The organism is Mesorhizobium sp. B2-8-3 (assembly GCF_006440815.1).
GTDB lineage: Bacteria > Pseudomonadota > Alphaproteobacteria > Rhizobiales > Rhizobiaceae > Mesorhizobium.
In genome coordinates this window covers 133,504-144,749 of record NZ_VFTW01000015.1, presented here as the reverse complement: position 1 = coordinate 144,749, position 11,246 = coordinate 133,504, and the positions used below count along the sequence as shown (strand labels likewise).

The following is an 11,246-nucleotide window of genomic DNA, read 5'->3' as shown; positions in this document are numbered from 1 at the left end:
CATCACTGATCCCCAAAAATCAGCGTTGAATCTGATTTGCCGGCCCGTGGGAATCCCAATTCCTTAAATCGTCACTACGGCCTAGCCGCGATCCATATTCGGCACCCGGAAACGTCAAAAACCTGGTGTCCCATGAGACCTCCGTCGATCGCACTTACCGCAGGCAAGATATTGTTGGGCGGCACAATGTTGTGCGCCGCGAGCGTTGCCTATGCCCGGCCAGATACGCGCGCCATGACTTGCGCGCAGACGCAGGCGCTGATCAAAAGCGACCATGCCGTGGTCTTGACCACGGGTCCAGACACCTATGACCGGTTCGTCCGGCAATTCGGCAATGAGTGCGACTGGCCGGAAGTGCCTGTCTCGACGACAGTTCCGACCAAAGACGGCGAGTGCCGCGTCTATCGGTGCGAGGAGCCGATCAACTTTCCCGATTGACCGATGCTTCTTCCGCGCCGGCGCGGAACCATTGCAACCTCCTGCGGGTTTTAGCAGCCAGCAGCGGGGCTTGCCGGGCGCGAGAGAGACGCGGCTCCGTGCACAACCGCAGGAGGAACGGCAATGCCTGAAATCGCGCGCAGCGGCGGTTGCCTGTGTGGCGGCGTGCAGTTCCGCGTCACTGGCGAGCCGCTCCGGGTCGGCCTCTGTCACTGCAAGGACTGCCGCAAGACAAGCGGATCGGCCTTCCATGCGTACGCCGTATGGCCGCTAAGAGCGTTCGAAACCACCGGCATCACCAGCAACTATGGCGCTCGGAGTTTTTGCCCCACCTGCGGAAGCCGCGTTCCTTTCGTCGGCGATGACGAGGCCGAGGTCACGATCGGCAGCCTGGACATTGCTCCGACTGAAGGGCTGATGCCGAGCTACGAGCTGTGGATCGGACGCCGCGAGCCCTGGTTGCAAGCCCTCCCCGCGGCGCGGCAGTTCGAGCATGACCGGATCGCCGATGATTCGACGGCAGGCGCTGAAGCCGGACCGGAGCCACTGCAAAGGTCGGCCTAGGTTGGCGGATTTTAGTTAGAACGATGATCTTCGGTCCACCGGTGCCTTCGGCACGTCCGGAAAAACGCCCGGCCTTGGGCCGATATGCTCGGGCTTTCTGGAAGTTTCGCGTTTTCAACCATCGGTCGGTTTGCCGGCCAATCAGCTGACGTTAGCGTTGTGGGATGCGGCGAACATGAGGCCGTAAGCCGGCCTGGTTCCAGACAGCAGCACGCAAAGAATTTTATCCGTTTTACAAAATATAAGAATTTTTAGCCATGCTTCTTGCGGAAATACACCTCCGGGATTGTTTTGCCTGCTTGCCCGCTGCGCCTACCATGTGAAATACCAAGCTGCAGTTGCAATACCAAAGTGAAAATTCTTTCGGCTCAAGAAATTTTCTCTTCGCCCTCTTTCTGGTTATATCAAATATGACATCCCGAAATGCCATTGGCAGCAAGCCTTATGACTTCCGGCCTTGTACAAAAGGCCATCTTTGTTTCTTTCATTTTTTGCTACATAGTGCTGCCGAATCTTGAAACCGGACGGGGCGGTTTTCATGACATCGGCGCCTGAACACGGCCGCAACATGCATATGCGGTATCCACCGATCGACGGGTTCTGGACCTGGGACATCAAGCGCGACCGTGTCTATGGCGATGCCAATCTTTCAGATTATTTCGGTCTGACACTCGATGAGTTCTCCCACGGCACCTCGTTTGAACGATGCATGCAAAGCATCGATAAGGACGACCGCTCAAGGGTTCGGCTGGCTATCCGCAAGGCCGTGGAGCGCAGGGCCGGCTTCAGGGAGGTCTATAGGGTCCATTCCGAAAAGATGGGATTGCGCAAGATCCTGGCCGTCGGCCAATGTTGCGTTGACGGGGCGGGTGAGGCAGCGCTCTATCCCGGCTGGTTCGTCGATTTGACGAACGAGGCCGCGTGCGAAGAGCGGGCGCTGCGCGAGATCCGCAACCATGTGGGGCAAGCCAAGGACCTAGCGCGATCGATCGGACACGACCTGATGTCCTATCTCCTGGACAATGTCGAGGAAGAGGTCGAGCAGCGGCTTGGCGCAAGGCTGGGGAGGCGAAGATCGTCTTGAAGCGGCTTTCGCCGATTGTTTGCAGGTCAGCTTCGCTTGCCGCGCCTGCCGACTTCAGCCGCGACCATACGCGCGAAATGCGACTGGGGCGATCGGCGCTCGATGAGCTTGGCCCGTTCCAGGGCCGCATCGCCGTAAAATTCGATCAGCACGCCGGCGGCCTTGGCGGCGTCGGCCCTCAACCGGCCGAAATCCGCCTGCCCGCTCTCGCTCAAGGGCTCGCTCCTGGCAATCACGTCAAGCATGGCTTGCAACTTGTCAGGAGTGCTGCCCTCGTCTTCGTGCATGGTCGCCATCCGATTGGGCGCGTAAAATATCGACATTTCCGCGCAATGTCCAACAGGTTCGTTGATCGGGCATCAGTGCAACCGAGTACAGCTTCGCCGCGAGCGTGGTGACAATGTTCGTACAAGCATAGTGAGCCAAACTTACCGCACAGACATTTGGGGGCATCCATGGACCAGCCTAGCAAAATGGAAAACCTGCAGTTTGCGCAGGGGATCTTGCGAGAACTTCGCCAGAAGGCGGAGGCCGATGGCGAGAAGCTTCTGACCTATCTGATCGACATGGCCTATCTCGAAGCCAGCGACCGCATCCGCGCCCACTGGATCGGCAGCCACGAACACGAAGGCCACCGCGCCAAGGGCTGAGGTTGCCCGCCCGGGACGGCGGCCGGAACGCAAAAAGCCCGCCATGCCTTCCGGCACGGCGGGCGGATCAAAGCGCGTAAAGGCTGTATGAAACAGCCTGGCCTCTGACTATGACGCGGCCGCCTGTTGGCGGACCGGAAGCTTCCAGCCCGGCCGCGCGAAATGGCAGGTGTAGCCGTTGGGATAGCGCTCGAGATAGTCCTGATGCTCGGGCTCTGCTTCCCAGAAAGGCCCGACCGGGGCGAGTTCGGTGACGACCTTGCCAGGCCACAGGCCGGACGCGTCGACGTCGGCTATCGTGTCCTCGGCGATCCGCTTCTGTTCATCGCTGGTGTAGAAAATCGCCGAGCGGTAGCTCATGCCGATATCGTTGCCCTGGCGGTTCCTTGTCGTCGGATCGTGGATCTGGAAGAAGAATTCGAGCAACGTGCGGAAGCTTGTCCTGGCCGGATCGAAGTTGATCTCGATCGCCTCGGCGTGGGTGCCGTGGTTGCGGTAGGTGGCGTTCGGTACATCGCCGCCGCTGTAGCCCACTCGCGTTGAGATCACGCCGGGCAGGCGCCGGATCAGATCCTGCATGCCCCAGAAGCAGCCGCCCGCAAGGACCGCGCGTTCGGTGGAAGAAGCCATGTCACACCTCCTTTGGATTGCTCCATAGATAGGCGTTGCGGCCGGGTTCTTCCAGCGGTTCGAGCGGCTAATCGCTGACACCGGCATCGAAGTATCCGGCGTGGACGGTCTGCCCCTGTCTGTTTCGAAAATATATGCTTGCACGGCTTCGACGCCGTCGCGATCACGAATCCGGCGTTTGCCTGAATCTCCGCACCACCACCTCGAAGACGATATCCGAAATCCACATCGCACAAACGCCGATGAGGAAAGCGGCGGCAAGCGTGGTGGTGTCATCGGCTGTATCGGGTATCGGCAGCCTGCTTGCCCGGACCCAGGCGACGACAGGCAATGTCAGATAGGCGGCGGCCAGGGCGCCGCAGATCGGCGAGGCAACCATTTCGCGCAGCTTATAGCGATGGCGCGACAGCGCCCGCAGCACGCCGCCAGCGAGCCCCGCCGCCACGACCTGGCCCTTGATGCCCAGAAGATCGAAAATGTCGTGCATCACGGCCTCCAGCCGCAGAGTTCTTCGCCCTTGCGGTTGTGGGCGAGCAGCGCCCTCGCCTCCTGGTCAGACAGGCTGTCGACCGCGCTCGCGGAGAGGCGCATCGGCGAGGCGACGACGCAGAAGCCGCCCCTGGCCGTCGTGCAGCCGGCAAGCGCGGCGGCGATGGCGGCGACGATCAGTCGCTTGCCCATGACTTCAGCTCCTTTCTGACTGCCTCAGCCGGCAAAGCGCCGATATCGTTGTCGACCTGGTCGGCGACATTGCGGGCCGCGACCTCGGCTTCGGCCTGCTTGCCGCGCTCGGCCCGCGCGCCGGCGAGGCGCTGGTGGAAGCCCCAGCCGAGGGCGCCGACAAGGCCGGCGCCGATGGCCAGGATTGTCGGATTGGTGAGAAGCCATGCCAGCAGCGCGCTCATAGCAGCGCTCCGATGAGAAGCCCCGCGACGAAGCAGGCAGCGCCGACGACCACATACGGCTTGGTCTGGTCAATGAGCTCGGTGAGCAGTTCCTTGAGGTTTTCCATGTCAGTGCTCCCAGCCGAACCGGCGCGCGAGCAGGTGCCACCATTCGGCCGCGGCGGCGATGGCAAGACCGAGACCGGTCTCCAGCGCCATCTGGATGTCGGGATCGGCGGAGAACGCCGAGGCGTCGTCGGCTCCCAGAAGGCCGCGGGCGACAAGCACGCCCGCGCCATAGCGCAGGGCGATGCGGATGATGACGGCAATCATTGGCAGAACACTCCGAAGAGATTGCAGGGAAGATGCATCGCCCAGGCAGCCAGGGAGCCCAGCGCCAGCGCGATCAGCGCAAGAATGCCGGTTGCCTTGGTGGGCGATGCGGATTTGGGTGGCGCGGCGGGCGCCTCACCGCCGGCATGCGACCCTGCGTCCGCGGGCGGCGCGGTTGGCCCCGCACCATCGGCGGATGCTGGCGCCGTCGGCACGGATATCGTCGTCGTCAGCGGCGTGGCCGACATCAGCAGCGCCTGCCGGCGCACCGAGGCGACACGCGCGCTCCAGCCCCGGCCGAAGCTCGGCCACGTGGGCAGCCTTTCGAGGAAGGCAATCCGCGCATCGCAAAGCGCGTCGATGACGACACCGGCGGGTTTTCCACTTGCCGCGGCGAGCGTGGCCGGGCCGATGCGGCCGTCCTGGGCAACGCCGAGCACAGCTTGAAGATATTTCGCCGCCCTGCCCGGCCCGCTGTTCACGGCAAAGTCGAAGACGGCATAGTCGACGCCGGCAGGAAGGTCGGCGCCGACGACCGCATCCCAATAGAAACGACGGTAAACCGTGGCCACCTGGTCATCACTGATCTTGCGAAGATCGGCCTTGGTGGCGTCGGCTTTGACGTAGCGGCGGAAATTGGCGAGCGTGACGCCCTTCATGGTCGCGCCGCCCGGGTCGGCGGGATTATCCGACCAGCCGCCTTCGGACGAGAGGACGAGCGAAAGGGCACGCGCGAAGTTGCGGTCCATGGGTGTTCCTTTCCGCCCGGAGGGCAGATTCTTGAGGATTCAGGGATGCGAAGGAACATGCGGCGAGACGAAGCGCTCGCGCACTCCGGTCAGCGACCAAAACTAAAGGTGCAGTGGCGAGAACTACGCGGCTTCTAAACGCGGTGCGCCTTTAACTATGGCGCGAGAGAGTTTTCGCCCGAGCGCAATTCCGGGCAGCTCAATCAATCGGTAGCTGACGGCTGCCAAGAAGACGCTCGGGGGGATAATGACGAGAGATACCAGAATGCCCGCCAGCACTGCATCCGACGGAAGCCAACTTGGCGGCACATTGTGAAGTGCGTTGAGAAAGAGGACATTCCACAGGTAGAGGCCGAAGCTCACACGCCCGAGAAATGCGGGAAGAGGCGAAACTAAGACCGGTGACGAAGCCGCCCTGTCATCGTGGTACAACAGCGCGAGCAGCACAAAACCTAACGCTGCCGTCAGAAGCTCAAGGCCGTGCACGAATTGCCTAAGCAACAGGAAAGCGACGAGAAGTAGCGCCCATCCTATCGGCCTTGCCAACTTGGCAGCAAAGGCACCCAGCCCGCTCGGCACCAAGGCACCAAAGATGAACAGATACCCGTAATCTGAGAGCAATTGTACTCCGAGCAGTTCGGGATTTTTCCGAGCGATGCATGTGTAAACGAGCACTGCAAGAGTGCCCCACATGCCCCACCGAAGCGTAAACACTCCAGCCAGCAACATCAGTGGGACGGCGAGCATTTCCACCTGCAGTGTCCAACTTGGTTGGATGACTGCATAGGACCACAGGGCCATGTTCGCACAGGCTTCCGACCACGAGATAGGCCATGCCTGAAGCAATGCCGCGGCCAGCACACAGGCTATAAGCCCTGGATAGATGCGAAACACGCGCTTCACAGCAAACGATGCGCCAGCACGCCACGGATTACCAATGTCAGAAAGGGAACGGATCAAGACGCAACCACTTAGAAGGAAGAACAACTCGACCGCCGCCGTGCCGTTGAAAATCGAGAGCCAGAGCTTGGGCCACTGGTCCGTTGCAGTTATCTCCCAGAACGTCTTGAACAAAGCGCGCTGGATCAACCCCTCATCAAAATGAAGGATACCGTGATAGAAGATGACCGCGATTGCCGCGTAGGCGCGAAGGCCATCGAGCGCCAACAAACGCTGTCTGTCGCCCGTAGCAAATCCCATTCTGATTATGTCCCGCGCAAACCGCCGACGTTAGTACGCGCGGCCGATGCCAGATGTCCAGATGAACAATCAGTCGTAGCGATCAAATGCAGAACCGGCCGGTGTGAAGTTGGCGGTGTAGCGGGCAAGATTGTTCGAGATCCGAATCTCGTCCATATTCCCTTTGTATTTGTGATCCGGCCCGCCGATGTCCCGCTCACCGACGAAAGTTCCGATGTTCAGCGACGTGCTATCCCAGGCAACCGAGGTGGAGAAATTGCTTCCAAATTGCGTGCCGTTGAGAAAGCAGCGGATCAAACCCGAGGCGCGGCAGATTGCCCAATGATACCAAGTGCCAGCGGTGAGCGTGCCGGACGTGGCGCGCTTGACGCCACCGGCGCCATCATTTGCATCAATGTAGATATCTAACTGCTCACTCGGATTGAGATTGACGAAGAACCCGGCATTGTTCGTGCCGCCTCGCATATCGAATACCGGGCGCGAGTTTGTAGTTTCCGCAGTGCATCGCATGCGACCCTCACACGTGAAATCCCCTGGCAATTTGAGTGCCGTCGGATGGTCGCAGTAAAGGTAGTCGCCAACCCCATCAAAGGTGCAGCAACTTCCTCCGAAGACCGACGTAGACGTGTCGATTTGAACGTTACCTCCAAACCCCATGGCGAGATTGTTGAGCGAGCTATCGACAAAAACCTGCGAGCCGTTGGCCCCGTCGAAATGCAGAAGCATGGTCGCCTTCTTCTGCGGCGGCGCGACGATCTTTGGGATGATACCGGGATACATTAGATGCCCAGCCCGAGGATCGACTTCAATTCGCTGATCGAAAGATCGTAGCCAGCCAGCATAGCACCGACCTTCTCCTCTGCCGTCGGCGGTTCCGGTGGCGGCGGGGTATCCTCGACCTGATAGACCTGTTGGATCACTTCACCGGTTTCCACATAGGACGGTGCGCCGACGACCTGTTTTCCTTCCGGCGCTTCGAAGGGCACAGCAATCCTGCCGCCCACCGCCTCGACTTCGTCGATCGTCCAAAGGCCCTGGTCGTAGAAGCCGCGCAGGCTGTCGCCGTTCATCTGGATTTCGACAGGATAGGGATCGCATGGCGTCTCCACCTGCCGGCCGTCACCATAGACAGCAGTGTAGGTGCCGACCGTCTGGGTCACGATCGAGGAGCCGTGCCACTCCTGCCAAACGTCATTGATCTTGCGGACGAGAATGGACATCGAGTTCTCCTGTTAGGTTCTTAAAACACTGGTGATGACAAGGCGGCTCGTCGTATCGACAAAGCCGGCCAGGAAGACGGTTTCCGTTGTCTGGATGGTGATCGGAAAGCTCTCGACGCCCGCAGCGGGCACGAGATTCGCGCTCAGGCTCACGGTGCGAGCGGACGTCACCGCGGTGATCTTGAGCACGAAGCCGAACTGCGGCACCGCATTTGTCGGATTGCCGATCGTCACGTTCGTGCCAGCCGCCAACGAAGCATTGTTGCCGAGCGACATATCCCAAGAGACGGATGCGCCGGACGTAAGCGTCTGATAGGCTACGGCCGACTTTAATGCGGCCGCCGTCAGAAGCTTGCTTGCCGTTCCAAGCTGAAACTCGCTGTTGGATGCGATGGCACCGGATGCGAGCATTGCATAGGTCACCAGCCCGGCCGGCACCATGCCGGCGGTGAGCTGCCCAAAGCCGAGTGCCGAGGACACGCGCCGCAGGATCGTGTCATCGGAGCCAGCCGCGATGTCCGCCCGTGCGCCGATCGAATTGATCGAACGACCAAGGACGGACACCGCCGCGCTATCAGCGAGGGTGTTCAATGCAATGGCGTTGGTGGGCGGGCTGAAGGTGCCAGTGAAAGAGGCATTGGCCTTCGGCGCCAAGCCAGCCACCGCCACACCGCTGTCCTTCACCACTTTCCCGGTCGTGCCGTTGAATGTGGCGATGTTGTCGGTCGCAGCCGAGGCCGGCCCGGCGACGAGGCTTCCCACCGCCACACCGCTATCCTTTCCGGCCTTGCCCGTGGTGCCGGCGAAGGTGACGATATTGTCAGCCGCCGAGGAGGCCGGGCCGGTGAAGTCGCCGCTGCCCAGCCCGTCCGCGCCCTTGTCGCCGGCGCGGGCGAAGATCAGCCAGATGCCGTCGGTGGTGTTGGGCAAGGTGCCGGCGCCGCTGACACAGGCCAGCGTCAGTTTGCGATAGCCCGTGCCGTCCACCACCGAGCCGGTAACGTTGTAGACATAGGCGATTGCCGCCGACGCTTTTGAGCGCAGCGTCAGTTGACCCTTGACGGCGTTGGTGCTGTCGTCGAAGCCGTCGAGCACGCCGCTCACCGTGGCGCCGCTGGAATCGAGGTTGTCGATATAGGCCGCAGTGGCGGAGGCGGCGCTGGCATTGTTCAGCCGCAGCGTGCCGTTGCCGGGATCGGCGTCGGCGGTGCTGGTGGAAAAGGTATAGCCAAGTGCTGCCACCGCATTGGCCGCCGCAACGGCGCTCGCCGCCGCGTTGGTGGCCGACGTCGCGGCGCTGGTGGCGGATCCGGAAGCGGCGGTGGCGGAGTTGGACGCGGCCGTCGCTGAGCCGGTGGCGGCGCTTGCCGATGTGCCGGCGCTGGTGGACGAATTTGAGGCCGTGGACGCGGAGCCGGCCGCGGCCGTCGCCGAATTGCCGGCATTGGTGGCGCTGGTTGCGGCATTGGTGGCGGAGGTTGACGCGGCGCTTGCCGAGCCGGAGGCGGCCGTGGCCGAGCCTGCCGCATTGGTGGCGCTGGTGGCCGCCGCGTTCTTGGAGGTGAGTGCTGCGGCCGCGCTCGCCGCGGCGGCATTGGCAGCATTCACCGCGCCGCCAAGCGTGTCCTGCGAGAGATAGAAGCTAAGCACAATCGGGTCGGCGCCGATCACCGGATCCAGCGTCTCGAAGGCATAGACCCGATCGGCCGAGACAGCGCCCTCCTGCACATGCACGGTGGTGCCCTTCTGCATCGTGCGCGCGGCGCGGGCGTCTGCGGCGCGGAACCACTGGCCCTCGCTCGCCGTGTAGATGCCATTCTGGGTCTGGTCGGCCTGGTCCTTGACCAAGATCCGGTCGCCGACTTGCGTCAGCACGCCGTCGATGGTCTGCAGGCCGTAAAGGGTGATGTTCGCGGTCGTCGCCAGGCGCACAGGTTCGCGCTCGCCGCTCAACAGACGAATGGCGGCAGTTGCAGGTCGGGCCATAAGCTTGCTCCATGAAAAAAGCCTCGCAAAAGCGAGGCTGGAAAGATTGGGGTCCGTGCGTGGGCTGAAATCGGGCGGTTAGTCCTGGCCCATCTTTTGCGGTTCTGTTCGCGAACTCTTCCATAGGTTGCGCAAGTGAAGCCGCTTCATTGAATTTGCCCGCAATGGATCGTTCTGCTTACGCTGCCGCTCTGGAACCAACCGACTCAACTGCGCGTGGTATCGCACTCTCAAGCTCGACCGACCCCTGGTCCCGGCATCGCCCAGCTCAATGTGTCTCCTTGCTGACGCATCATCACCTTCTCGGTGCTGTTTGCGGGTCCGTAGTATCCATGGCTGAAATCGAATTCCGGTGACAGTGCACCCTTTAGCTGCAAACGACCGCGACAGGAAATCGTGCACCGTCACCGTACCTCCCACTGTCACTGTGAAACCGGCAAAACCGTACCCTGGGAACGAAGCCGGGAGCGTAAAGATACCGGTCCTCTGTCGCGATAATTCGAAGCTAAGCACCTATCCGTCTCAGCTTAAGGTGACATGCGGACCGGGGTTCCAGGTGGCAGGCCTTTTACCTTTGCGATGATTTGGCCCATGATATGCCAATAGACATCCAGGTCCGACAATTCCAGATTCTCGATTGTGTCCTCGCCCCCGAGAAACAGCGGCTTCTTGTGGCCTATGCATTGGGAATAGGTTGGCTCGGCGCCACCGCTCTCGCGCCACGCTGCGAAGCCGTCGGGGACCAAGGCCGCACCGTCCTCCTCCACGAGGTTCGACGTCATGGAATGTCTCGATATTGGATGGTATCTGCAAAGCTTCCGCCGTATGCGGCTCGAACATCAAAACGCCTGGCTCGCCCTGCTCAAGCCTCCCGGTATCGACGGCAAAGGCCGAGCCTTGCCAATCATAGCCAAAGCAGGTTATCCGCCCCGTGAACTCGGGGAAGCCCAGCAATACCCTTGCGTTCCAGCGTGCGACATCCTGCGCTCGCATTATCCGATACAGGCCATGTCGGAACGTCGCGCCACCAAAGCTTGCGGCAATTCGTTCAGCCCGGCGATTTTGTGTCCAGCGAAAAATTACCGGCATCTGCCGGGACCCTGCTATCTATCTGGAAGTTTTTTGGAATGTCTCGAACACCACGATCTCCAAGAGTGACACCAACGGCGGAAGAAACTAGTACGACGAAACTAGTTCGTTGACTCTGGGGGTTCAGGAGGCATTTTGCCTCGCTTCCACGGCGAGGTTTTTGTATCGCGCCAAGCATGCCAGCCTAACGGCAAATCCGCAAGTTGTTCAACAGTCTCGTCAAGCTCCACTATCTCGACCAAACCCACTAAAATTAGCTCATCTTGATCAACTTCAGCTTCATTTCCATAAAATTGCCACGAATTATCTTCCGCATCATGCGAGACATATGCAATCCATCCGCCTCGGTCGAATATTTTTCGAGTCGAGATAACAGCTAGATTTTTGGAATCTTTGAACTTCCACCCAGCCATGTCTTT

The 11,246-nt window shown here is 60.8% G+C and carries 18 protein-coding genes; 5 read left to right on the top strand and 13 right to left on the bottom strand.

Annotated features, from left to right (window positions below):
• Nucleotides 1-186 precede the first annotated feature (186 nt).
• From FJ418_RS21305 to FJ418_RS21295, 3 genes are all read left to right on the top strand, one after another.
• Nucleotides 187-438, top strand: a complete 252-nt coding sequence (locus FJ418_RS21305) for a hypothetical protein (RefSeq protein ID WP_140659345.1) — start codon at nucleotides 187-189, stop codon at nucleotides 436-438.
• Between the two features lie 123 nt (nucleotides 439-561).
• On the top strand, nucleotides 562-1,002 hold the full coding sequence (locus tag FJ418_RS21300; protein ID WP_140868934.1) for a GFA family protein: 441 nt from the start codon (nucleotides 562-564) through the stop codon (nucleotides 1,000-1,002).
• A gap of 538 nt (nucleotides 1,003-1,540) precedes the next feature.
• The gene (locus FJ418_RS21295) at nucleotides 1,541-2,086 is read left to right on the top strand and encodes a hypothetical protein (protein ID WP_140855344.1); all 546 of its coding nucleotides are present in this window, start codon (nucleotides 1,541-1,543) and stop codon (nucleotides 2,084-2,086) included.
• 26 nt (nucleotides 2,087-2,112) lie between these two features.
• On the opposite strand, the gene FJ418_RS21290 is transcribed toward FJ418_RS21295, so the two are convergent.
• A complete protein-coding gene (locus FJ418_RS21290) occupies nucleotides 2,113-2,373 on the bottom strand; it encodes a hypothetical protein (RefSeq protein WP_140640973.1) in 261 nt (86 codons plus the stop codon).
• 168 nt (nucleotides 2,374-2,541) lie between these two features.
• On the opposite strand from FJ418_RS21290, the gene FJ418_RS21285 reads away from it, so the two are divergent.
• Entirely contained in the window at nucleotides 2,542-2,736 is a 195-nt protein-coding gene (locus tag FJ418_RS21285) for a hypothetical protein (RefSeq protein WP_140659348.1), read from the top strand.
• A 108-nt stretch (nucleotides 2,737-2,844) separates the two neighbouring features.
• Here FJ418_RS21285 and msrA read toward each other — a convergent pair whose 3' ends face one another.
• The 11 genes from msrA to FJ418_RS32430 all read right to left on the bottom strand — a co-directional run bounded on the left by msrA (nucleotide 2,845) and on the right by FJ418_RS32430 (nucleotide 10,520).
• Nucleotides 2,845-3,366, bottom strand: a complete 522-nt coding sequence (gene msrA, locus FJ418_RS21280) for a peptide-methionine (S)-S-oxide reductase MsrA (RefSeq protein ID WP_140710736.1) — start codon at nucleotides 3,364-3,366, stop codon at nucleotides 2,845-2,847.
• Nucleotides 3,367-3,529: 163 nt separating this feature from the next.
• The gene (locus FJ418_RS21275) at nucleotides 3,530-3,853 is read right to left on the bottom strand and encodes a hypothetical protein (protein ID WP_140710738.1); all 324 of its coding nucleotides are present in this window, start codon (nucleotides 3,851-3,853) and stop codon (nucleotides 3,530-3,532) included.
• Nucleotides 3,853-4,047 carry a hypothetical protein gene (locus tag FJ418_RS21270; RefSeq protein ID WP_140710740.1) on the bottom strand — a complete coding sequence of 65 codons (195 nt, stop codon included), beginning with the start codon at nucleotides 4,045-4,047 and terminating at the stop codon, nucleotides 3,853-3,855. Before FJ418_RS21270 ends, FJ418_RS21275 begins: the two co-directional genes overlap by 1 nt.
• Nucleotides 4,032-4,271 carry an ABC transporter permease gene (locus FJ418_RS21265; protein WP_140710742.1) on the bottom strand — a complete coding sequence of 80 codons (240 nt, stop codon included), beginning with the start codon at nucleotides 4,269-4,271 and terminating at the stop codon, nucleotides 4,032-4,034. The genes FJ418_RS21270 and FJ418_RS21265 overlap by 16 nt, the downstream gene beginning before the upstream one ends.
• Nucleotides 4,272-4,379: 108 nt before the next feature.
• Nucleotides 4,380-4,583: a hypothetical protein gene (locus FJ418_RS21260; RefSeq protein WP_140545445.1), complete on the bottom strand. Its 204-nt coding sequence runs from the start codon at nucleotides 4,581-4,583 to the stop codon at nucleotides 4,380-4,382.
• Nucleotides 4,580-5,332 (bottom strand): glycosyl hydrolase 108 family protein, encoded by a 753-nt coding sequence (locus FJ418_RS21255; protein ID WP_140868931.1) that lies wholly within the window; start codon nucleotides 5,330-5,332, stop codon nucleotides 4,580-4,582. The genes FJ418_RS21260 and FJ418_RS21255 overlap by 4 nt, the downstream gene beginning before the upstream one ends.
• Before the next feature lie 123 nt (nucleotides 5,333-5,455).
• A complete protein-coding gene (locus tag FJ418_RS21250) occupies nucleotides 5,456-6,532 on the bottom strand; it encodes an acyltransferase (protein ID WP_140868929.1) in 1,077 nt (358 codons plus the stop codon).
• A gap of 69 nt (nucleotides 6,533-6,601) precedes the next feature.
• Nucleotides 6,602-7,312 carry a LamG domain-containing protein gene (locus FJ418_RS21245; protein ID WP_140868926.1) on the bottom strand — a complete coding sequence of 237 codons (711 nt, stop codon included), beginning with the start codon at nucleotides 7,310-7,312 and terminating at the stop codon, nucleotides 6,602-6,604.
• Entirely contained in the window at nucleotides 7,312-7,752 is a 441-nt protein-coding gene (locus tag FJ418_RS21240) for a hypothetical protein (RefSeq protein ID WP_140868924.1), read from the bottom strand. The genes FJ418_RS21245 and FJ418_RS21240 overlap by 1 nt, the downstream gene beginning before the upstream one ends.
• A 12-nt stretch (nucleotides 7,753-7,764) precedes the next feature.
• The gene (locus FJ418_RS21235) at nucleotides 7,765-9,738 is read right to left on the bottom strand and encodes a hypothetical protein (RefSeq protein ID WP_140868921.1); all 1,974 of its coding nucleotides are present in this window, start codon (nucleotides 9,736-9,738) and stop codon (nucleotides 7,765-7,767) included.
• 527 nt (nucleotides 9,739-10,265) lie between these two features.
• Complete coding sequence (locus tag FJ418_RS32430) at nucleotides 10,266-10,520, bottom strand: T6SS immunity protein Tdi1 domain-containing protein (RefSeq protein WP_246680696.1); 255 nt, start codon at nucleotides 10,518-10,520, stop codon at nucleotides 10,266-10,268.
• Between FJ418_RS32430 and FJ418_RS32425 the strand changes: the two genes are divergently transcribed.
• Nucleotides 10,519-10,896: a hypothetical protein gene (locus FJ418_RS32425; RefSeq protein ID WP_246683149.1), complete on the top strand. Its 378-nt coding sequence runs from the start codon at nucleotides 10,519-10,521 to the stop codon at nucleotides 10,894-10,896. The genes FJ418_RS32430 and FJ418_RS32425 overlap by 2 nt on opposite strands.
• A gap of 32 nt (nucleotides 10,897-10,928) precedes the next feature.
• On the opposite strand, the gene FJ418_RS21225 is transcribed toward FJ418_RS32425, so the two are convergent.
• The gene (locus FJ418_RS21225) at nucleotides 10,929-11,240 is read right to left on the bottom strand and encodes a hypothetical protein (protein WP_140710752.1); all 312 of its coding nucleotides are present in this window, start codon (nucleotides 11,238-11,240) and stop codon (nucleotides 10,929-10,931) included.
• Between the last annotated feature and the right edge of the window lie 6 nt (nucleotides 11,241-11,246).